Raw genomic sequence first — 21,467 nt, forward strand, 5'->3', positions numbered from 1 at the left:
CTTTTTAGAAGCTCTGCCCAAGAGCAAACTGAAATACTTCCGTGTCATCATCAGATTCGTCTTTCAGTGGCGTCGCCAGGGTAAAGCTAAGCGGCCCCATTGCGGTTATCCAGGTCAGACCTACACCCGCCGAAGCTCGAAGATCTGAAAAACTGACGTTGCTGCAATTTTTAATGACGGTACTACGTTCACAGTCATCATCAAACACATTACCCGCATCAATAAAGACCACGGTGCGCAGTGACCGCTGATCCTTTATGAAGGGTAAGGGGAATAAGACCTGTGCTGTTGTCTCAACAAGGATATTACCACCGATAGAATCGGTATCACCATCACTATCAAGCGCCTGCGGGCCCAATGAGTTATCCGCAAAACCCCTGACCGAGCCGAAACCACCGGCATAGTAATTTTCGAAGAAGGGCATAATATCGGTATCGCCATAGGCATCGGCATAACCCAGATTCGCCTTCAGATTAAGAGTCAGTGAGCGGGTCATCGGGAAGAAGATCTGGCCACTGTAGTTTAGCTTATAATAGTTTACGTCACTGCCAGGGATAGCCACCAGTGCCGAGAGCGAGTTAGAGTTACCTCGCGTTGGTAAAACACCACTATTAAGCGTGGAACGTGTCCAGGAGATACCCGCCTTCCAGTTCAGGTAATTATCACCTTCCTTATCCAGAAAATCCCGAACCACAAATGCAGGGCTACTGCCCGGCTTTATCTCAAGGGATTCCGGGCCAAAATTGAAGCCCAAACGAGTAATTTCGTTAATGGGATAACCAAAGCGTACGGAGCCACCAAAGGAATCCGCAGAATAGTTGGAAATGTCGGTACTATCGTAATCGGTTTCGCGGAAATACACATTGAAACCGCGACTCACGCCATCCACCGTATAATAAGGGTTCAGGTAACCGAAACTGTATACAGTTTGGAACTCACTGGTATTAAGGCCAATATTGACCTGATTACCCGACCCCAGAAAGTTATTCTGCTGAACGTTCGCGCCCAGGATGATGCCGCTACCGGTCGAAAAACCCACACTGGCCGATACACTACCCGAGGCTTGCTCTTCTACCGAGTACTCAACGTCGATTTGGTCGGTTGTGCCGGGAACCGAGGGAGTCTCAACATTGACCTCTTTAAAGAAGCCCAGTCGGTCAAGGCGCGTTTTCGATTGTTCGATATTAAACGTTGAAGCCCAGGCGCCTTCCATCTGACGCATTTCACGTCGTAGCACTTCATCCTGGGTTTTCGTGTTACCAATAAAGCTGATACGCCTGACGTAAGCACGCTTTCCGGGATCCACGAAGAAGGTAACATCAACGGTATTGTCTTCTTCATTAGGCTGAGGAATGCCTTGCACGTTAGCAAAGGTGTACCCTTCATTACCCAGGCGTCGAGAGATCAGCTCCTCCGTGGAGGTGATCACCTTATTGGAAAAGGTTTGCCCTTCTTTAACCAGCAAAAGGATACGCATTTGCTCTTCAGGGACGATCAGATCGCCGGCCAGTTTAACCTCGGCCACTTTATACAGCTCACCTTCATCAATATTGACAGTGATGAATACACGCTGCTTGTCCGGAGCAATCGATACCTGGGTGGAGCTAATATTGAAGTTAAGATAACCACGATCCAGGTAGTAGGAACGCAGGCGTTCCAAATCACCGGACAGTTTTTCACGAGAGTATTTATCATCACTGCTATAAAACGAGAGCCAGTTAGTTTCCTTAAGCTCGAACAGGTCCAGCAAATCATCCTGCTCAAAGACTGTATTACCAACTACATTCACATGACTGATAGCCGCTACCGAACCTTCATTAACATCAATCGAAATGGAAACACGATTACGGGGCTGAGGAGTAACATTAGCGTTAATTTTCGCATCATAACGGCCTTGCGCCACGTATTGGCGCTGTAACTCCATTTGAATGCCTTCCAAGGTAGCTTGCTGGAAGATCTCTCCCTCGGCCAAACCCGATTGACTTAATCCGTCCAATAAAGCTTCGGTTTCGATGGCTTTGTTTCCGACAATCTCAATTTCGCTAATGGAAGGCCTTTCTACGACGGTGATGACCAAAACATCCCCATCACGATCCATACGGATGTCCTGAAAATACCCCGTACGGAAAAGTTGGCGCGTGGCAGCCACTACCTTTTTAGAGTCAACCTCATCGCCCACATTGATGGGCAGCGCGGTAAAGGCATTACCAGCAGAAATTCTTTGTAATCCGTTGATTCTGATATCGGAAACCACAAAGGCTTGAGCCACACTGGCTAATGAGTAACACAGGGTGGCCAACAACAGCGTCAGCAAATTTCGTTTCATGAAATCCGTTTTATCCAAGAATCGTTTTTTATTCATCGAACCAGCTGTCCGCCAGCTCCCCCAAAATTCAAACTATAATCGCGCAAAATCGTTATACAGCGCTAGCATCATTAGCATGCCAATCAACCCTATACCGACCTGAAAACCAAAGGCCTGGACCTTTTCAGGAACCGGGCTGCCTTTGATCCACTCGACGATATAGAACAAAAGGTGACCTCCATCCAGCACAGGTACCGGAAGCAGATTCAAAACCCCTAGGCTTATGCTAAGAATGGCGAGAAAGTTCAGAAAGCTTTCAATTCCGGACTTCGCCGATTCGCCAGCCACTTTAGCAATGGTTATGGGGCCACTCAAGTTTTTTACGGAAACCAGCCCCATAATCATTTTCCGTATGGAGTCCAGCGTCAGCACACTCACTGACCAGGTTTTCTCCACAGCGGGCATAACAGCCCCGAAAACACCATAACTAATGGTTCGTCTAAGCGACTCAGGCCACTCGACGGCTTCCACCCCGGCGCCGATGTAACCAATGACTGTACCGTCCGATTGGACCTTACGGGCGGGAATCAGTTCCAATACCTGGAGCTGTCCGGCTCGCTCTATTTCGATCCGCATCGCTTGCTCGGGTTTCGCTCTCACCAACTCAACCCAGTCAAACCAGTTGTTTACCAAACGATCATCCGCAGCAATCACTCGATCGCCGACCTGTAAACCGGCCGCGCCGGCACGACCACCATCCAACAAAACCCCGATAACGGCAGGTACTTCAGGGCGGTACGGAGTAATACCCAAAGAACTCAACGGATCAGGCTGCTCAACCCCTGCCAGCCATTTATCAACCATCAGAGAACGTTGCGCGGGGCTATAGTCAGTACCAGATAATGCATCCGGTTTAACCCCGAGCTGGATTTCTCCACTCTCGCCTATATGCCCTAACAGGGCTAGCAAGGCCTCATCCCAACTGCGAACAACATCACCATCGACACTGACCAGCTCATCGCCCACCTGAAGGCCAGCAACTTCAGCCACGGAGTCTGGCTCAACGTCACCGATAACCGGCACCACGGTGCGCACCCCGATCACAAACATCAACCAAAAGGCGGCAATAGCCAGTAAAAAATTAGCTAACGGACCCGCGGCAACAATAGCGATGCGCTGCCCCACGGTCTTACTATTGAACGACAGGTGTCGCTCAGACTCTGGCACCTCAGCTTCACGCTCATCAAGCATTTTGACATAGCCACCTAACGGAATGGCCGCTATCACAAACTCGGTGCCATGGCGGTCAAAACGCCGCCATAGAGGTTTGCCAAACCCCACCGAAAACCTCAGCACCTTCACACCACAGCGTTTGGCCACCCAGTAGTGGCCAAACTCATGAAAGGTCACCAGAATACCCAGAGTAACGATAGTCGCCAGTATCGTTTGTAATAGATCCATCAACGAGCCTCCCAGCCATATTTACCTTGGGTAATCAAAGCTTGCGCCTGCTGCCGAGCCGAACGGTCAGCATCCAGAACCGTCTGCAGATCATCGGCTGGACAGGCTTCCAGAACCTCCAGGACCTCACGGTTCAGTTCCGCGATATGACAAAAACCGATGCGGTGATTTAAAAACGCGTCAACCGCAACCTCATTGGCCGCATTGAGAATTGCCATCGCCGTACCGCCGCTGGATACCGCATCGAACGCCAGTTGCAGGCAAGGGAAACGCTTATAGTCCGGCGCCTCGAAATCCAGCCGCCCCATCTTGACCAAATCCAGAGGATCTACCCCAGAATCAATACGACCGGGCCAGGCCATTCCGTAAGCGATTGGAGTGCGCATATCGGGGTTACCCATCTGGGCTAGCACGGAACCATCGACATAATCCACCATAGAATGGATGATGCTTTGAGGATGAATAACCACCTCCACATCATCGGGCTGCAAACCAAACAACCAACAGGCTTCGATAGCTTCCAGTCCCTTATTCATCATGGTCGCCGAATCGACTGAGATCTTACGCCCCATGGGCCAGTTCGGGTGCGCACAGGCCTGCTCTGGCGTGACCGCTTGTAAGGCATCAAGTTCTGTGGTGCGAAAGGGCCCACCAGAAGCGGTTAGTAAAATACGGCGCACACCGGAGCTTTCCTGCTCAGCCCCATAGTTGACAGGCAAACACTGGTAAATCGCATTGTGTTCACTGTCAATCGGCAGCAGTTCAGCACCATGGCGCTGAACGGCATCCATAAAGAGAGCGCCAGCCATTACCAGCGACTCCTTGTTGGCCAACAAAATCCTCTTGCCTGCCTCTACGGCTGCCAACGTGGGCAACAGGCCAGCGGCACCAACGATAGCCGCCATCACCATATCAACATCATCGTGGGCCGAAACCAGCCTAAGGCCATCAACTCCACTAAGAGCTTCAGTTGGCAACCCTTCACGCCTTAATATCGCCGACAAAGCCTTAGCAGACTCACTATCAGCCATTACCGCATAAAGAGGGGAAAATTCGCGACACTGCTCGACAATCAGATCAACCTGGCGATTAGCGGTGAGCGCAAATACAGAATACCGATCACTATTGCGCCTGACGACGTCCAGGGTACTTTGCCCGATGGAGCCGGTCGCACCTAAAATCGTAATATTTTGCAACGGTCAGGACTCACTTTTCATAGGGATGGCGGCATGTGGATCGGACCACAACATCAGTTTCCCAGTAGCATTAATGACAAAGCAAACAGGGGAACAGCCGCCGTCAGGCTATCAATGCGATCCAGTATACCACCATGCCCCGGCAACAACTGACTGCTATCTTTGATGCCTCGTTCACGCTTGAACATGCTTTCGCAGAGATCACCCAACACGGACACCAGAGTCACCAGACAGCTAACCAGCAGTAACGATAACAAGCTTGTAAAGGGTAAATAGGGTGATGCAATCACGGCCACAACAGTCACGGTGCCTAAGCCGCCAAGGACCCCTTCCCAGGTTTTCTTGGGGCTCACATTGGGTGCCAGCTTATGCCGCCCCAGGTATTTCCCGGCAAAGTAGGCCCCTACATCGGCACCCCAGACCAGGAATAGTAGAAATACGATCAAGATCCAGCTGTCCGGGTAGGCTTTCATCTGCACCAGCCCAACCCAGGCAGGCACCAGTACAAGGTAGCCCAAAAGCAAACGAACACCTGATTTGCTCCAGATACCAACAGTTCCCGGATAGGTTATCACCAACCCAAGTGCCAATAACCACCAAACAGCGGCTATCCATAGAATCATGCTTGAGGCTACATAAGTGCTGGCAAAAAGCGCCAAAAGCACCGTCAATACGTAGGTAATTCTAGGCAACGGAGCTTCATAACCTGCCAGATTACCCCACTCCCAGGCACCTAGCAGAATCACCGCACCGATAAACCAGGAAAAGGGCTGCAACGGAAGGAAAAACACACCTCCGAGCGCAATGGGGGCCAATATCAAAGCCGTTATAATTCGTTCTTTTAACATGCACCGCCCTCAATTTGCTCGCTACTCATGCCGAATCGGCGCTGACGACCGCTGTAATCCAACAATGCATCCCGTAAATGCTGGTGACCAAAATCAGGCCATAATGCAGAGGAAAAATACAGCTCGGAATAAGCAAACTGCCACAACATAAAGTTGCTGATACGATGATCTCCGCCAGTACGAATGCACAGGTCCGGCAAAGGCAGCTCGGCAGTGCAAAGGTGTTGCTGGAACATTTCAGCGCTAATCTGCTCGGGCTCTAACTGCCCCTGCTTGACCTGTTCAGCCAAGTGTCTGGCGGCCTGAGTAATATCCCACTGGCCACCATAGTTAGCCGCAATCGCCAGGGTCACCCGGGCGTTATCCGCCGTTAACGCCTCCGCTTCCCGGATATGTTGTTGTATTTCGTCACTGAAAGCGCTGGTATCACCCAGCACACGCAAACGGATCTGGTTCTTATGCAGGCGCCGGGTCTCTTTCTTCAGCATCTGCAGAAAAAGCCCCATCAGACCGCGCACCTCCTCTTCCGGACGCTGCCAGTTTTCACTACTGAAAGCGAAAAGCGTCAGCACCTCAATACCATACTTATCGCAGGCTTCAATTACCCGGCGAACGGCCTCAACACCCGCTCGATGACCTGCAATCCCTGGCAGAAGGCGTTTCTTGGCCCACCGGTTATTACCATCCATGATGATGGCGACATGACGTGGAACGTTAGCTATTTCACTAGCAGCTGTGATGTCGGATTCGGACATTGGCAAATATCAGCCTGTTGGGAGCGGACACAAGGGCTAATGGCATCCTTACCAACAGCTACCCAGCATCCTGATTCATTAAGGGTCTGATCAATAAGCAAAGCGCCCGCATAAGGCGGGCGCTACAACAAACAGAAGGTTAAATCTCCAGCAGATCGGCTTCTTTAGCCTGTAACAATTGATCCACTTCGGCCACGTACTTGTCCGTCAACTTTTGCACTTCATCGTGGGCGCGACGGTCATCATCTTCACTAATCTCCTTCTCCTTAAGCAGATCTTTCACATCTCCCAGCGCATCTCTACGAATATTTCGTACCGCAACGCGCGCGTTTTCAGCTTCCTGTCGAGCGTGACGGATAAAACCCTTACGAGTCTCCTCTGTAAGAGGCGGCAACGGAAGGCGAATAACAGCGCCGGCCGTAGAAGGGTTCAAGCCAAGGTCAGATTTCAGAATGGCCTTTTCAATATCAGGCACCAGATGCTTCTCCCAAGGCGTCACAGACAGAGTACGTCCATCTTCAGCGGAGACATTGGCGACCTGACTCAATGGTGTATCGCTACCGTAATAGGACACCGTGATACCGTCGAGCAAGCTTGGATGTGCTCGACCAGTACGAATCTTTGCAAAAGCGACAACCAGGGACTCGACACTCTTTTTCATCCGAGTTTGTGCGTCATCTTTGATCTCATTAATCATTTCTCACCCCCACGAACCAGCGTTCCTTCGTTTGCACCCAGTACCAGGTTCAACAACGCGCCTGGTTTATTCATATTAAACACTCGCAATGGCATCTGATGATCTCGCACCAGGCAAATTGCCGTTAGATCCATAACGCCCAGTTTACGATCCAGCACCTCATCGTAACTGAGACTATCATACTTAACCGCGTCGGGGTTCTTCACAGGATCCGAATCATAAACCCCATCAACCTTAGTGGCTTTGATAACTACATCCGCATCCATTTCAATACCACGCAGACAAGCGGCAGAGTCGGTCGTAAAGAAGGGATTGCCAGTACCGGCTGAAAAAATCACCACATCGCCGCCGGTTAAAAAGCGCAATGCAGCACGACGATCGTAATGATCTACCACCCCACTCATTGGAATCGCCGACATAACACGCGAGGCAATATTGGAACGTTCCAGGGCATCACGCATGGCCAGGGCATTCATTACCGTCGCCAACATACCCATGTGGTCGCCGGTGACCCGGTCCATACCGGCAGCACTCAAGGCCGCACCCCGAAACAGGTTGCCTCCACCGATAACCATTCCCACCTGAACACCAATACCGATTAATTGGCCGATCTCCAGTGCCATACGATCGAGCACTTTGGGGTCAATACCAAATTCCTCGTCCCCCATCAGGGCCTCGCCACTGAGCTTAAGGAGAATTCGCTTGTATTTAGGCTGACGATCAGTTGTAGGCATGTGTCAAATTCCTTGCGACAGAAGAGAGAAAAAATGATGAAACACGCCAGCAGTATAGACTGGCCAAGCACAGGAGCAGCGCCAGCGCACCACCCCCACACTTAAAGAGTATTGATCAGCCTTTGAGCTGAGCAGCGACTTCAGCTGCGAAATCAACCTCTTCCTTCTCGATGCCTTCGCCTACTTCAAAGCGAACAAAGCTGATGATTTCTGCGCCAGCATCTTTCACCAGCTTGCCAACTTTAAGCTCTGGGTTCTTAACGAAAGGTTGTTCAACCAGGCTATTTTCAGCAAGGAATTTGTTAATACGACCGACCATCATTTTTTCTACGATCTCAGCAGGCTTACCTTCCATATCCGGCTGCGCCTTGATGATCTCTTTTTCTTTCTCAACAACTTCAGCAGGCATATCGTCTTTATTGAGAACGCGAGGATTAACAGCGGCTACGTGCATAGCAACGTCTTTCGCCAGCTCCTGATCACCGCCTTTAAGGGCCACCAGTACCGCAATACGGCTGTTGCCGTGGACATAACCACCCACAACATCACCAGCGATAGTGCCGATACGACGAGGCGAAATATTCTCACCAATTTTCTGGATCAATGCTTGACGAGAAGTCTCGATGCCACCTTCAACCAGCTTGGCAATATCAGTTTCACCGCTAGCCATAGCCGCATCAGCGACCTCACCAGCAAACGCCAGGAAGTTATCATCACGTGCAGCAAAGTCAGTTTCGCTGTTCACTTCAACTAACACGCCAGAAGTGCCCGCATCTGAAAGACGAACCATCACAACACCTTCAGCGGCAGTGCGGCCCGCTTTCTTGGCGGCTTTGGCCTGACCAGACTTACGCATCTCTTCGATTGCCTTGTCGATATCTCCACCAGCTTCGGTCAGTGCACGCTTGCACTCCATCATACCCAGGCCAGTGCGGTCACGCAGTTCCTTCACCTGCGAAGCAGAAATAGCTGCCATATCAATACCCTCAATATTCGTTTAACTGGTTAGGAAGCTGCCATTCAATGGTTAGCTGGCAGCTTCGCCGGAATTTCAATCAGAAAAAGGGGGCCAGGCCCCCTTTTTCAAACACACCATAAATGATGTGACAATCGCATTAACCTTCAGCAGTTTTCTCTGCTTCGGCCGGGGCCTCAGGGGCTGCGACTTCAACAAACTCCTCTTCGCTACCAACGCTGGCGGCAGAACGGCCTTCAGCGACGGAATCAGCTACCGACTTAACGTACAGCTGAATAGCACGAATAGCATCGTCATTTCCAGGAATGACGTAATCAACACCATCAGGATTGCTGTTGGTATCAACGATACCAATTACTGGGATACCCAGCTTGTTCGCTTCGGTAATCGCGATGCGCTCGTGATCAACATCGATAACAAACAAGGCATCTGGCAGACCGCCCATATCCTTGATACCACCCAGGCTACGATCAAGCTTTTCCAGGGAACGAGTGCGCATCAGCGCCTCTTTCTTGGTCAACTTCTCGAAAGTACCGTCCTGTGACTGGGTTTCCAGGTCACGCAGGCGACGGATAGACTGACGAATGGTTTTGTAGTTGGTGAGCATACCACCCAACCAGCGATGATCCACGAACGGCATAGCTACACGACCAGCTTCTTCGCGAACAACTTTGCTGGCAGCACGCTTGGTGCCAACAAACAAAATCTTGTTTTTGCTCTGCGCCAGACGCTCAACAAACTTCAGCGCGTCATTGAAAGCAGGCAGAGTGTGCTCGAGGTTGATGATATGGATCTTGTTACGGGCACCAAAGATGTATTTATCCATCTTGGGGTTCCAGTAACGGGTTTGGTGTCCGAAGTGAACGCCCGCTTTGAGCATTTCACGCATTGATACTTGAGCCATTGGATTCTCCTGAACTCGGGTTAGGCCTCCACACACCCCATGACCCAACCCCGAAGGGCACCCAGAATCATGTGTCGGTGTATGTGTGATTAGTTAATGTACCGACTGAACAACGCCCCAATTTGCAGAGGTTTTGCCAGCGGCGCGCGCTTTATACCACAAATCCCACGACACGAAAACCGCATAGGCCTATTTAGGCCATACAGAATACCTTAACAAAACGTTCAGGAATAAACGCTTCGCCCCTTATACAGACTCAGTGGCTTTGCTAGAATAGCCGGCAACCAGCAGCCTGCCTCAAACAGGCCGCTTCTTTCATGGGATCAAATGCAGCCACTCCAATGACCGTTACTATCAAGACCCCCGACGAAATTGAAAAGATGCGTACCGCCGGCCGTCTCGCCGCCGAAGTACTGGATATGATTGCTCCTTCAGTAGAAGCCGGAATCAGTACCGGAGAGCTGGATCGAATCTGTCACGACTACATCGTCAACGTCCAGAAGGCTATCCCCGCCCCGCTCAATTATCACGGCTTCCCAAAATCGATCTGCACCTCCCTCAACCATGTCATTTGCCACGGCATACCCAGCGATGACAAAGTGCTGAAAAATGGCGACATTATCAATGTGGACATCACGGTCATTAAAGATGGCTTTCATGGCGATACCAGCATGATGTTCTGCGTAGGGGAAACCCCGGAGCACGCTCAGCGTCTCTGCCGGGTCAGCCGAGAATGTATGTATCTAGGCATTGAGCAGGTCAAGCCAGGAGCCAGGCTGGGTGATATCGGCGCCGTTATCGCTCGACACGCCCATGGCCACCACTATTCCGTGGTTGAAGAATACTGCGGCCATGGTATTGGCCAGCAGTTTCACGAAGAACCCCAGGTATTGCACTACGGCAAAACCGGTACCGGTATGGAACTTCGTGAAGGCATGACTTTCACCATCGAACCGATGATCAATGCCGGCAAGAAGTTTACCAAGCTGAACGCAAAGGATGGCTGGACCGTGACCACCCGTGACAAGCGTTTATCCGCACAATGGGAACACACCATCCTGGTCACCGCCGACGGCTACGACATCCTGACCCTGCGTAACGGTGAAACCGCACCCAGCCTGACCTGAAATCATTCCAAGTAAACCATGCAGTCTTCAGGGAGGAAGCTGCTCTCGCGACCAGCGAGCCACCCCCTACCCGGGGAAATAGAGAGCCAGGGGCCGTATGAATACCGGGATCGACGAACAACTGTTTATCAATGAGCTGTTTAACAAAGGCCAGTTTCGAGCCGAACTGGTACTTTCACCCACCCCAATCCCCGCCTATAAACGCTGTATAAAGCAGGCTCAGGAAACACTGGATAAATGGTATCGCGAAGGCCGGGATATTCGCATGCTCGTGAACGCGCGCGCCTGGCTGGTCGATCAGGTTTTGTCACTGGCCTGGAACCACCTTGACTGGGGGGAAAAAGGAGACATCTCCCTGGTGGCGGTTGGCGGCTATGGCCGAGGTGAACTCCATCCCCACTCCGATATCGATCTGCTGATCCTGCTACGCAAGGACAACCATGGCCGCTACCGGGAAAATATCGAGCGTTTCCTGACTCTGTTATGGGATATCAACCTGGAAGTCGGACAGAGCGTGCGGTCGATCAAGGAATGCACCGCCGAGGCGAGCAAAGACCTGACCATTATCACCAACCTGATAGAGTCACGCACCCTCGCCGGACCTGAGTTGCTGCGGGAAGAGATGCTGAAGAAGGTCAGCAGCAACAAGATGTGGCCCAGCAAACTATTCCTTAAAGAGAAATTTGAGGAGCAGCGCGCCCGCCATAGAAAATTTAATGATACCGAGTACAACCTCGAACCCAACGTTAAGAACTCCCCGGGGGGCTTACGTGATACTCAAATGATCATGTGGGTAACCCGACGGCATTACGGCGCGCAAAGCGCCCATGATCTGGTGCGGCTGAATTTCCTTACCGAATCCGAATATCAAATTCTGGCTGAGGGCCAAGCCTTCTTATGGCGAGTTCGCTGGGGGCTGCACATGCTCACAGGGCGAGAAGAAGACCGACTTCTGTTCGACCACCAGAAGCATCTGGCCGAGCTGTTTGGCCACCAGGATTCAAGCAACAGCCTGGCCGTCGAGCAATTTATGCAGCGCTACTATCAGGTCGTGCTAGGGCTGGCAGAACTCAACGATCTACTGTTGCAGCACCTCGATGAAGTTATCCTCTCGGTCGATGATGACGATAAGGTCATCACCCTGAATGATCGTTTCCAGGTACGAAAAAACTACATCGAAGTCGTCAATGATGATGTTTTCGTCAAAGCCCCCTTCGCCCTGATCGAGATTTTTGTGCTTATGACACAAAACCCTTTTATTCTGGGTGTCAGGGCATCCACCATTCGACTCATTCGCGAGCATCGCCATCTAATCAATGATGAGTATCGCGACGACATTCGCAATACCACGTTATTTATTGAGCTTATGCGGGCCCCTTACGGCTTAACGGTTAACCTGAGACGAATGCTGCGCTGGGGCGTACTGGGACTTTATCTTCCAGAATTTGGCAAAATCACCGGGCAGATGCAGCACGACCTTTTCCACACCTATACCGTCGATGCTCACACTCTGTTGCTGGTGAAATTTTTGCGTTCGTTTAGTTACGAAGAAAACGCCGAACGCTTCCCCATTGCTTCCAAGGTGATGAAAAAACTGCCCAAACCCGAGTTGATCTACATTGCTGCCCTTTATCATGACATTGCCAAGGGACGAGGTGGCGATCATTCCGAACTGGGTGCCGTCGACGCGCGGGAATTCTGTCAACGTCACCACCTGAGCAAATGGGATGCCTCGCTGGTTGCCTGGCTGGTACAAATGCATTTGGTGATGTCCACCACCGCCCAACGGCAGGATCTGTCGGATCCCGATGTTATTAATGATTTCGCCAAACTGATGGGCGACCAGGTACGTCTCGACTACCTCTATGCGCTCACCGTAGCGGATATCAACGCCACCAATGCAACGCTCTGGAACAGCTGGCGCGCCTCCTTGCTGCGCCGTCTGTATAGCGAAACCAAACGCGCTTTACGGCGCGGTCTGGAAAACCCCTTTGATGCCCAGCAAGCCATCGAGGACACCCAGACCCAAGCCCGCAAGGAACTGCTGGACGAGCTGCAGGCCTCTGAAATCGATCAGGTGTGGAATACCCTGGGGGACGAATACTTCCTGCGTCATTCCGTGCGCGATGTGGTTTGGCACACCCAGAACATCGCTCGCCACACGAATGACAAGCCACTGGTACTGGTCCGGGAAACCACTGATCGAGCCTTTGAAGGCGGCACCAAAATTTTTATCTACACTCCCGACAGCGATGAGTTATTTGCGGCCAGTACGGCGGTTATTGATCAGCTGAACCTGGATATCCAGGATGCACGCATCATCACCTCCGATGCCGGTTACAGCTTCGATACCTTTATCGTCCTCGAGCTGGACGGATCCCCTATTGGTGATAACCCGGTGCGCATCAAGGAAATTGAAAGCACCCTGTCCGATGCCCTGCTGCACACGGAAGACTACGCTCTGGTCATTCGTCGTCGCACCCCTCGCCAACTCAAACACTTCAGTTATCCGGCTGAGATTACCCTCAGCAATGACCCACAACTCCAGCGAACCATTTTGGAAGTCGTCGCACCCGACCGACCCGGCTTGCTGGCGCTTATTGGACAGGTCTTTATGGATCTCGATCTCTCTATCCATAATGCAAAAATAGCCACACTGGGAGAACGCGTAGAGGACATCTTTACCATCAGTGACGCTCAGCAACGCGCTATCGAAGACCCTCAACAATGCCAACAAATCTGCGATACTCTGCGCGACGCCCTGGATGCCCATACCCAGGAAAATGTCTCAAAGAACCGTACTCTAACCAGCACCTCCCACTGAACCGATAACATGAACCCCGACCTGAAACAGTTACACCCTTACCCGTTTGAAAAACTGGGGCGGCTCAAGCAAGACTGTCAGCCACCAGCCGACAAAGCCCACATAGCACTGTCCATCGGTGAACCCAAACACGCCGCTCCCGATTTCGTCACCAGCTACCTGGCCGGCAACCTGGAAGGAGTCAGCAACTATCCGACCACCAAAGGCACTCGTGAACTCCGGAAAACGATTGCCAACTGGTTACAACAACGCTTTCAGCTCAACAATGCACCCGATGCCGAGCGTGAAGTATTACCGGTGAATGGAACTCGTGAAGCTCTGTTCGCTTTTACCCAGGCCGTGATCGACCGAACCCAACAACGCCCACTGGTATTAATGCCTTCACCCTTTTACCAAATTTACGAAGGCGCCAGCTTTCTCGCCGGAGCACAATGCCAGTATCTGCCTTGCGATGAAGGCAATGGCTTTTTGCCCGATTACGATGCCGTTAGCGAGCAGCAGTGGCAAGATTGTCAGTTACTATTTCTCTGTTCTCCAGGCAATCCGACCGGTGCCGTAACTCCCTTGCCGACCCTGATCAAATTGATTGAGCTGGCCGATCGCTATGATTTTATCATTGCCTCCGATGAGTGCTATTCAGAGATTTACCCAAACGAAGAGCAGCGCCCCATTGGATTATTGCAAGCTTGTGCTCATATCAATCGCGACGATTACCAGCGCTGCGCGGTTTTTCACAGCCTGTCGAAACGTTCCAACCTGCCCGGGTTGCGCTCAGGCTTTGTCGCAGGAGATGGCGATATTCTGGCCCCGTTTCTGCTCTATCGCACTTACCATGGTTGCGCGATGCCCCTGCAGCACCAGCACGCCAGCATTCTGGCATGGCAAGACGAAGACCATGTAGCGGCCAACCGAAAACTCTATCAACAAAAGTTTACTGAAGTCTGCGGCATTCTCAGTGCCCTGTGCGAGGTACAGCGCCCCGATGCGGGTTTTTACCTGTGGCTGAAAGTTCCCGCACCATTCACGGACGAAACCTTTGCCCGCGAGCTCTTCCACCAGCAACATATCACCGTTCTACCTGGTAGCTATCTGGCGCGGGAAATCAATGGCAAGAACCCCGGCGCCAACCGAGTTCGTATGGCACTGGTTGCTTCTATGGAAGAGTGTCGCGAGGCGGCTTATAGAATCCAAACGTTTTTACAGGAAACACTGTGAGATGATCACCCTATATGGCATTAAAAATTGCGATACCGTAAAGAAAGCTCGCAAATGGCTTGAGCAGCAGGGTATCGAATACCATTTTCACGATTACAAGACCGAGGGTGTGCCGGCCGCAGAGTTTGCCTCCCACCTCAAGGTTCTAGGCTGGGAATCACTGATTAACCGCCGGGGAACCACCTGGCGAAAGCTACCCGATTCGGTCAAGGAATCGACCACTGAAGACAACGCACTGGCACTTATGTGTGAGCACAGCTCCATCATTAAACGCCCCTTGCTGCACGATGGCGACCGTCGGTTGCTGGGTTTCAAGGACCATGACTACGCCTCTTTTTTTAGCAATCAGAAATAACAGGACTTACCATGAGCAATCCATTTTTCAGTTTAGCCATCGGCATTGGCAGCAAAAATAACAAAGGTGAGTGGCTAGAAGTTTACTACCCAAACCCTTTATTTGATCCCAGCCCGGACCTGGTAAGCCAGCTCGGTGACGCGGTAGGTTATACCGGTGGAAACCAGGCGATTGAGTTAAATCAGCAGCAGATTAACGATCTGCGTGATGCCATCGCCGACACCAGCTTTCATGAGCAAGCCGAGATCATGAATACTCTGGTGCAAAGTTCCCAGCCAGTCGTCGCTACTTTTCTGGCAACCGACAGTGCTCCAGCCAGTACTCCCGAAGCCTACCTCAAACTACACCTGATCTCTCACCGCTACGTGAAGCCCCACGGCACCGATCTGAGCGGAATTTTCCCACTACTGCCAAACGTTGCCTGGACCAATCAGGGCGCGGTGGACCTGGAAGAATTGCCACAGAGACAACTGCAAGCACGTGCCAATGGCGAACTGCTTGAGGTCTCCTCCGTCGACAAGTTTCCCAAAATGACCAACTACGTTGTACCCAATGGCGTTCGCATCGCTCATACCGCCAGGGTTCGCCTTGGCGCCTACATCGGGGAAGGCACCACCATCATGCACGAGGGCTTCGTCAACTTTAATGCCGGTACCGAAGGCACCAGCATGATCGAAGGCCGCATCTCGGCGGGAGTGATCGTCGGTAAGGGCTCAGATCTCGGCGGGGGCTGCTCAACCATGGGCACATTGTCCGGTGGAAATGACGTGGTCATTTCAGTAGGTGAAGGCTGCTTGCTGGGCGCCAACGCTGGCCTGGGTATTCCTCTGGGCGATCGTTGCACGGTAGAAGCCGGTCTCTATGTGACCGGTGGTTCCAAGGTAAACCTGCTGGACGATAAAGGACAGGTTGTGGAAACGGTAAAAGCCGCCTCCCTGGCTGGTAAATCTGACCTGCTGTTCCGTCGCAATTCCCTCAGCGGCGCTCTGGAATGCAAAACCAACCGCTCCGCCATTGAACTGAACGAAGAGCTTCACGCACACAACTAGTCAGCTATCCCGCACTGGCACAGGGCGTTGACAAACCTGTGTCAGTGCGACTTTGCTCTTCGAGCAAATTCCATCCACCGTTTGCTAAAACGATACAAGCGATATGGCACACTGGCTTCCAGTTTCTGCCCTTGCCATTGATAAGCGGACAGTGACGCTTCCAATTTATAAATATCGGCTTCCAACGCTGCTACTCTTACGAGTTGTGACAGCTGCGCCTGTAAGCTGACAAGCTCCGCATCCGATACCGTTGTTGAATGCTCTGCAGACTGATCGACAAGATTTCGGTACAACTCAACGTATTCTCGAGCCGCTCCATCCCAACTATTAAAACGGTTTATTCGTTGCTGAGCCGCCTGCCCCATTCGCTCACGTAAAGACCTGTCCTGCACAAGTCTTTCAACATAACCTGCCAGAGCATCAACCGCTTTACGGTCAGCAATAAAACCCGAGATCTGATCTTCAATCAGCTCGGTCACTCCCCCACTGTCTGTGGCCACAATCGCACAACCCGATGCCATCGCCTCCATCAAAGAGAGTGAAAAACCTTCGCAGACCGATGTCAGCAGATAGAGATCAAATTGCCGGTATAAGGACGCGGCATTACTCACCGAGCCGATGAAATGAACCTTATTATTGAGCCCCCGATCAGCCATACACTGACACAACTCATCATAATACAGTTGATTATTCACCGGCCCCGCAACGACAAAATGAACCTGTGGATAGCGATGGCATACCTGGGCTGCCACTGCCAGAAAAGTTCGATGATCCTTCACCGGATCAATTCGGCTGACATTACCAATAATGATTGCGTTATCTGGTAAATCCAACAGCGAACTCAACTCGAAATATTGTGCCAACTGGCAAGCTTGCTGTTCAAGATGCTGTAGATTGATTCGGTTATAAATGACTTTCTGGATACGTCGACTACCCGCCGCAATCAGCGTGTCGGAGACACTCTGTGACACCGAGACGTAGGCATCCCCCATAAGGTCCAGCAACTCAATACGCTGGGCCACAACAGCGGTCATCTTACGAAAAAGGCAACATTCGGCGCCCAGTCCAAACAGATTATGCTCACTCCATACATGAGGAACGCCAGCAATTCTCGCAGCAACTGCAGCGTCCCAATGAATAAATGTGTGGGTATTTACCAAATCGATGCCATGCCGGCCAATATAATCGGCCAGGCGTTTGGCACGCAGCTGCAAGCCGTCAGCATAATGATGAATATTGATGGGATGGGGGCCAGTAAAGACTTGAACGGGCTCAACCAATGTTTGAATACCAGCCGCCTTCAGCTGCCTTTCTAAGGGTCCCTCTTCAGGCAGCACTAGATGCACAGAGATATCTCGTTCACGCATACGGGGCAATAGCGCAAGCAAAACCTGACAAACACCGTTATCGAGTTCGGCGCACTGCACAGATATCAATACAGCTAAGGGGGAGGTGCTGCCCATGGTTCTTTGTTCCGGATACCCGAGCTGTACCTCTAATCCAGCAGCGGGGTTGCACGGCGATTTCAACAATAGGTATAAATAGCCTAGCAGAAGGCGCCAAGCTATCTGAAATTGACTGGCAAGCCGAGCACCTGTAAATCACTGAAAGCCAGCTTAGCGAAAACGAAAGTGATCAAACTGCTGTTTCAAGCGATCCAATAACGGTGATAGATCATCGGGATCGATCCAGGATTCGGCCAAATCGAGGTTTAAGCAATGCTCATCCCGGCAATCCTGTAGCGCAAAACGGGTAACACCTGCCGCAGCAAGACGCTGCCCCAATTCAAGTACCTTTGTCGGGGACAATAGACTCCAGTGCACCGTCGTTCTGACCTCATGGGCAACACCACTATCCAGCAGTAACTGTAAGCTCCGCCAACTCTTTTCACCACTGGTGTCGATGGTAGTGATTGACGAACAATCATCCGGTAAGGCTTTGATATCCAGACCCACCCAGTCCAGTTTTGGCAACAGCTGGGCAAATCGTTCAGGAATACTACCCGCAGTATGCAACGCCACTTTAAAACCGAGCGTTCTTACGCTGTCGATCGCCGCTTCCAGATTCTGCTGCACCAACGGCTCGCCGCCACTGAAGACAACGGCGTCCAGTAAATTTTGCCGCTGCTTAAGAAACGCGTAAATTGTTTCCCAACGCACGATTTCATTGGCTTGATCTGCTTCAACCGGTATCAAATGCGGATTGTGACAATAATGACAGCGCCAGTTACAACCCTGGCAAAACAACACTGCACTGAGTTGACCAGGAAAATCTACACTGCTCATAGGAACCATTCCCCCGACCCTGAGAGGGATCGGAGGAATGGTGCTAGCAATAAGACCCTGGTCAATCACTGTTGGCGTTCTACAAAGGGAGTACGCTCAGCGTGCTCAGATTGTTTACCAGGATTAAACGCAGACACCGGACGGTGATAACCCATAACCCGAGTCCAGACTTCGCAGCGTTGACGTTCGTTCTCTTCCAGCTTCACCCTGACTTCATTACTCATACTTATGTTCCTTTTTGTGCATTAATAGTTAACAGTCACAGCAAACCTGTCTTTACACAGCTTCTTTATGTGATTGCTGTTTTTTAACCTTCTCGGCCAGACGCTCCTGATCGCAGGTTGGACAAAATTCATGCTCACCCTTGAGGTAACCGTGGGTGGGGCAAATCGAGAAAGTTGGGGTAATAGTGATATAGGGCAAACGGAAGTTTTCCAGCGACCGCCGAACCAGTTTTTTACAAGCCTCCGTGGAGGAAAGCCGCTCATTCATGTACAGGTGCAGCACCGTTCCGCCGGTATACTTACATTGCAGCTCATCCTGCATCGCGAGCGCCTCGAAGGGATCATCGGTGTGCCCTACCGGCAACTGGGAAGAGTTCGTATAGTAAGGTTTGTCATCCGTGCCGGCCTGAATAATGCCAGCAAAACGCTTGCGATCTTCCTTGGCCAATCGATACGTGGTGCCTTCTGCAGGAGTGGCTTCAAGGTTGTACAGGTGACCCGTTTCTTCCTGAAACAGCTGCATGCGTTCGCGTATGTGATCGAGTAGGTCGACCGCTAACTGGTGCCCGGCAGCGCTGGTGATATCCAGCTGGTCCGAGGTAAAGTTCCGCACCATTTCATTAATACCGTTTACGCCAATGGTGGAGAAATGATTTCGTAAGGTGCCCAGATAACGTTTTGTGTAAGGGAACAGGCCTGCATCGATGTAGTTTTGAATCACCTTGCGCTTGATCTCAAGGCTGTTTCGCGCCAGATTCATCAGCTCATCAACTCTGGCGAACAGGGCTTCTCGATTGCCTTTAAAGAGATATCCGAGACGGGCACAGTTGATGGTTACAACCCCCAGTGATCCGGTTTGTTCGGCAGAACCAAAAAGCCCGTTACCGCGCTTGAGCAGTTCGCGTAAATCCAACTGCAAACGACAACACATAGAACGCACCATGTTAGGCGTCAGATCAGAGTTGAGAAAATTCTGGAAATAGGGCAAGCCATATTTCGCAGTCATATCGAATAACAGGTCGGAATTTTCACTCTCCCAATCGAAGTCCGGAGTCACGTTATAGGTGGGAATGGGGAACGTGAACACCCGCCCCATGGCGTCGCCGGCCATCATTACCTCGATATAGGCGCGGTTGATCATCGCCATTTCCGGCGCCAGATCACCGTACGCAAATGGCATCTCTTCCCCTGCGATAACCGGTATCTGCTCGCGCAGATCTTCGGGACAAACCCAATCCAGAGTGATATTAGTAAAGGGTGTTTGGGTACCCCAACGCGAGGGAACATTCAGGTTATAGATAAACTCCTGGATGCATTGTTTAACATCGGAGTAACGCATCTGGTCGCGACGCACGAAAGGCGCCAGATAGGTATCAAACGAGCTAAAGGCCTGTGCGCCCGCCCATTCGTTTTGCAGCGTACCGAGGAAATTGACCATTTGACCAATAGCACTGGACAGGTGCTTGGGTGGCGCTGCTTCTATTTTACCGGGCACCCCATTGAACCCTTCATGCAGCAATGTACGTAAAGACCAACCCGCGCAATACCCCGCCAACATATCAAGGTCATGGATATGAAGATCAGCCTGACGATGAGCATCACCGATCTCCGGAGGGTAGACATGATTCAACCAGTAATTAGCAACCACCTTTCCGGACACATTCAGGATCATGCCACCCAGGGAATATCCCTGATTGGCATTGGCCTTCACTCGCCAATCCAGCTGATCAAGATATTCATCCATAGAGGATTCAACATCCAGCCAGGTCTTGCGGTCACTGCGAATCTTTTTATGGGTTTCGCGATACAGAATATAAGCCTTGGCGGTCTTGAAGAATTCAGACATCGCCAGTACCTGCTCAACAGCATCCTGTACCTGCTCTACACTGGGAACTTCCCGGGTGTAGCGAAAACTCACAACCTTGAGCACTTTGCGAGTCAGCTCGACCGCTTGCTCTGCCCCATATTCTTTACTGGCATCTCCCGCCAACTCTATCGCTCTACATATCTTTTCAGCATCAAACACCGATTCCTGGCCATCGCGCTTTTTAATGGTCAGAGGTAAAGGTTCACTGATTCGGATCGGATCCTTAATCATCGTTTTCCCGCTTGCATTGAGAGGTTTTCTATCGAGTATCTAAAAAGCCACAAACATATATTTAGTGCTTTTGATATATATCAACCACTACATATTGTGGTTTAAACAAATTTACTCAATAGCGGAGAGCACTTTATTGACCCAGATCAACAAAAGGAAAGCACTGGATAATTAACCAGGTACGATCGCTCCGTATCTACCTGACCTTTACGATAAGGTCTGAGGAATGACTGGCTGGTGCAGGTCGCTATAAGGCTTTGTGATAGAGGATTGGGCTGATCAGCCTAGATGGGACATCTTTTACCCGCACGACCACCGCCCATGGTTCTCGTGCTACGACCTACAAGGACGTAGGAAGTGACGCTTTTGCAGGAGCAAAAAGCGGCCCGTACATCCTGTACCGGCACTACCACC

18 protein-coding genes are annotated in these 21,467 nt (G+C 51.3%); 5 read left to right on the top strand and 13 right to left on the bottom strand.

All coding sequences use genetic code 11. From position 1 onward, the window contains the following. Positions 1-4: 4 nt before the first annotated feature. From bamA to rpsB, 9 genes are all read right to left on the bottom strand, one after another. Positions 5-2,326, bottom strand: a complete 2,322-nt coding sequence (gene bamA / locus MIB40_RS12300) for an outer membrane protein assembly factor BamA (RefSeq protein WP_249694614.1) — start codon at positions 2,324-2,326, stop codon at positions 5-7. 72 nt (positions 2,327-2,398) lie between these two features. Beyond that, a complete protein-coding gene (gene rseP, locus MIB40_RS12305) occupies positions 2,399-3,766 on the bottom strand; it encodes a sigma E protease regulator RseP (RefSeq protein ID WP_249694616.1) in 1,368 nt (455 codons plus the stop codon). Continuing rightward, positions 3,766-4,962 (bottom strand): 1-deoxy-D-xylulose-5-phosphate reductoisomerase, encoded by a 1,197-nt coding sequence (ispC, locus tag MIB40_RS12310; protein ID WP_249694618.1) that lies wholly within the window; start codon positions 4,960-4,962, stop codon positions 3,766-3,768. The genes rseP and ispC overlap by 1 nt, the downstream gene beginning before the upstream one ends. A 53-nt stretch (positions 4,963-5,015) precedes the next feature. Continuing rightward, positions 5,016-5,810, bottom strand: a complete 795-nt coding sequence (locus MIB40_RS12315; protein ID WP_249694620.1) for a phosphatidate cytidylyltransferase — start codon at positions 5,808-5,810, stop codon at positions 5,016-5,018. Further along, positions 5,804-6,565 (bottom strand): polyprenyl diphosphate synthase, encoded by a 762-nt coding sequence (gene uppS, locus MIB40_RS12320; RefSeq protein ID WP_249694622.1) that lies wholly within the window; start codon positions 6,563-6,565, stop codon positions 5,804-5,806. Before uppS ends, MIB40_RS12315 begins: the two co-directional genes overlap by 7 nt. 139 nt (positions 6,566-6,704) lie before the next feature. Further along, complete coding sequence (gene frr / locus MIB40_RS12325; RefSeq protein ID WP_249694623.1) at positions 6,705-7,262, bottom strand: ribosome recycling factor; 558 nt, start codon at positions 7,260-7,262, stop codon at positions 6,705-6,707. Then, complete coding sequence (gene pyrH, locus MIB40_RS12330; RefSeq protein WP_249694625.1) at positions 7,259-7,996, bottom strand: UMP kinase; 738 nt, start codon at positions 7,994-7,996, stop codon at positions 7,259-7,261. The genes frr and pyrH overlap by 4 nt, the downstream gene beginning before the upstream one ends. A 115-nt stretch (positions 7,997-8,111) precedes the next feature. Next, entirely contained in the window at positions 8,112-8,972 is an 861-nt protein-coding gene (gene tsf, locus MIB40_RS12335) for a translation elongation factor Ts (protein ID WP_249694627.1), read from the bottom strand. Between the two features lie 139 nt (positions 8,973-9,111). Next, a complete protein-coding gene (rpsB, locus tag MIB40_RS12340; protein ID WP_249694629.1) occupies positions 9,112-9,876 on the bottom strand; it encodes a 30S ribosomal protein S2 in 765 nt (254 codons plus the stop codon). Between the two features lie 341 nt (positions 9,877-10,217). On the opposite strand from rpsB, the gene map reads away from it, so the two are divergent. The 5 genes from map to dapD all read left to right on the top strand — a co-directional run bounded on the left by map (position 10,218) and on the right by dapD (position 16,446). Then, complete coding sequence (map, locus tag MIB40_RS12345; protein ID WP_249694631.1) at positions 10,218-11,003, top strand: type I methionyl aminopeptidase; 786 nt, start codon at positions 10,218-10,220, stop codon at positions 11,001-11,003. 97 nt (positions 11,004-11,100) lie between these two features. Continuing rightward, positions 11,101-13,827, top strand: coding sequence for a [protein-PII] uridylyltransferase (locus MIB40_RS12350; RefSeq protein WP_249694633.1), 2,727 nt, complete (start codon positions 11,101-11,103; stop codon positions 13,825-13,827). A 9-nt stretch (positions 13,828-13,836) separates the two neighbouring features. After that, complete coding sequence (dapC, locus tag MIB40_RS12355; RefSeq protein WP_249694635.1) at positions 13,837-15,042, top strand: succinyldiaminopimelate transaminase; 1,206 nt, start codon at positions 13,837-13,839, stop codon at positions 15,040-15,042. Between the two features lies 1 nt (position 15,043). Next, the gene (locus tag MIB40_RS12360; protein WP_249694637.1) at positions 15,044-15,397 is read left to right on the top strand and encodes an ArsC family reductase; all 354 of its coding nucleotides are present in this window, start codon (positions 15,044-15,046) and stop codon (positions 15,395-15,397) included. A gap of 11 nt (positions 15,398-15,408) precedes the next feature. Beyond that, entirely contained in the window at positions 15,409-16,446 is a 1,038-nt protein-coding gene (gene dapD / locus MIB40_RS12365) for a 2,3,4,5-tetrahydropyridine-2,6-dicarboxylate N-succinyltransferase (protein WP_249694639.1), read from the top strand. Between the two features lie 41 nt (positions 16,447-16,487). Here the strand turns inward: dapD and MIB40_RS12370 are convergent, their stop codons facing one another. The 4 genes from MIB40_RS12370 to MIB40_RS12385 form a co-directional block, all read right to left on the bottom strand. Beyond that, positions 16,488-17,909: a glycosyltransferase family 4 protein gene (locus MIB40_RS12370; protein WP_249694641.1), complete on the bottom strand. Its 1,422-nt coding sequence runs from the start codon at positions 17,907-17,909 to the stop codon at positions 16,488-16,490. 153 nt (positions 17,910-18,062) lie between these two features. After that, positions 18,063-18,740 (bottom strand): anaerobic ribonucleoside-triphosphate reductase activating protein, encoded by a 678-nt coding sequence (locus MIB40_RS12375; protein ID WP_264758555.1) that lies wholly within the window; start codon positions 18,738-18,740, stop codon positions 18,063-18,065. Positions 18,741-18,796: 56 nt separating this feature from the next. After that, positions 18,797-18,955, bottom strand: coding sequence for an anaerobic ribonucleoside-triphosphate reductase (nrdD, locus tag MIB40_RS12380; protein WP_249694653.1), 159 nt, complete (start codon positions 18,953-18,955; stop codon positions 18,797-18,799). A 52-nt stretch (positions 18,956-19,007) separates the two neighbouring features. Continuing rightward, positions 19,008-21,053, bottom strand: a complete 2,046-nt coding sequence (locus MIB40_RS12385; RefSeq protein ID WP_249694655.1) for a ribonucleoside triphosphate reductase — start codon at positions 21,051-21,053, stop codon at positions 19,008-19,010. Positions 21,054-21,467 lie beyond the last annotated feature (414 nt).

This window comes from Aestuariirhabdus haliotis (assembly GCF_023509475.1).
Lineage (GTDB): Bacteria > Pseudomonadota > Gammaproteobacteria > Pseudomonadales > Aestuariirhabdaceae > Aestuariirhabdus > Aestuariirhabdus haliotis.

Bases quoted from the DNA above. Each gene is read 5' to 3' on its own strand.
- bamA (WP_249694614.1), bottom strand. From the start codon at position 2,326: ATGAAACGAAATTTGCTGACGCTGTTGTTGGCCACCCTGTGTTACTCA.
- rseP (WP_249694616.1), bottom strand. From the start codon at position 3,766: ATGGATCTATTACAAACGATACTGGCGACTATCGTTACTCTGGGTATT.
- MIB40_RS12315 (WP_249694620.1), bottom strand. From the start codon at position 5,810: ATGTTAAAAGAACGAATTATAACGGCTTTGATATTGGCCCCCATTGCG.
- uppS (WP_249694622.1), bottom strand. From the start codon at position 6,565: ATGTCCGAATCCGACATCACAGCTGCTAGTGAAATAGCTAACGTTCCA.
- frr (WP_249694623.1), bottom strand. From the start codon at position 7,262: ATGATTAATGAGATCAAAGATGACGCACAAACTCGGATGAAAAAGAGT.
- pyrH (WP_249694625.1), bottom strand. From the start codon at position 7,996: ATGCCTACAACTGATCGTCAGCCTAAATACAAGCGAATTCTCCTTAAG.
- tsf (WP_249694627.1), bottom strand. From the start codon at position 8,972: ATGGCAGCTATTTCTGCTTCGCAGGTGAAGGAACTGCGTGACCGCACT.
- rpsB (WP_249694629.1), bottom strand. From the start codon at position 9,876: ATGGCTCAAGTATCAATGCGTGAAATGCTCAAAGCGGGCGTTCACTTC.
- map (WP_249694631.1), top strand. From the start codon at position 10,218: ATGACCGTTACTATCAAGACCCCCGACGAAATTGAAAAGATGCGTACC.
- MIB40_RS12350 (WP_249694633.1), top strand. From the start codon at position 11,101: ATGAATACCGGGATCGACGAACAACTGTTTATCAATGAGCTGTTTAAC.
- dapC (WP_249694635.1), top strand. From the start codon at position 13,837: ATGAACCCCGACCTGAAACAGTTACACCCTTACCCGTTTGAAAAACTG.
- MIB40_RS12360 (WP_249694637.1), top strand. From the start codon at position 15,044: ATGATCACCCTATATGGCATTAAAAATTGCGATACCGTAAAGAAAGCT.
- dapD (WP_249694639.1), top strand. From the start codon at position 15,409: ATGAGCAATCCATTTTTCAGTTTAGCCATCGGCATTGGCAGCAAAAAT.
- MIB40_RS12370 (WP_249694641.1), bottom strand. From the start codon at position 17,909: ATGGGCAGCACCTCCCCCTTAGCTGTATTGATATCTGTGCAGTGCGCC.
- MIB40_RS12375 (WP_264758555.1), bottom strand. From the start codon at position 18,740: ATGGTTCCTATGAGCAGTGTAGATTTTCCTGGTCAACTCAGTGCAGTG.
- nrdD (WP_249694653.1), bottom strand. From the start codon at position 18,955: ATGAGTAATGAAGTCAGGGTGAAGCTGGAAGAGAACGAACGTCAACGC.
- MIB40_RS12385 (WP_249694655.1), bottom strand. From the start codon at position 21,053: ATGATTAAGGATCCGATCCGAATCAGTGAACCTTTACCTCTGACCATT.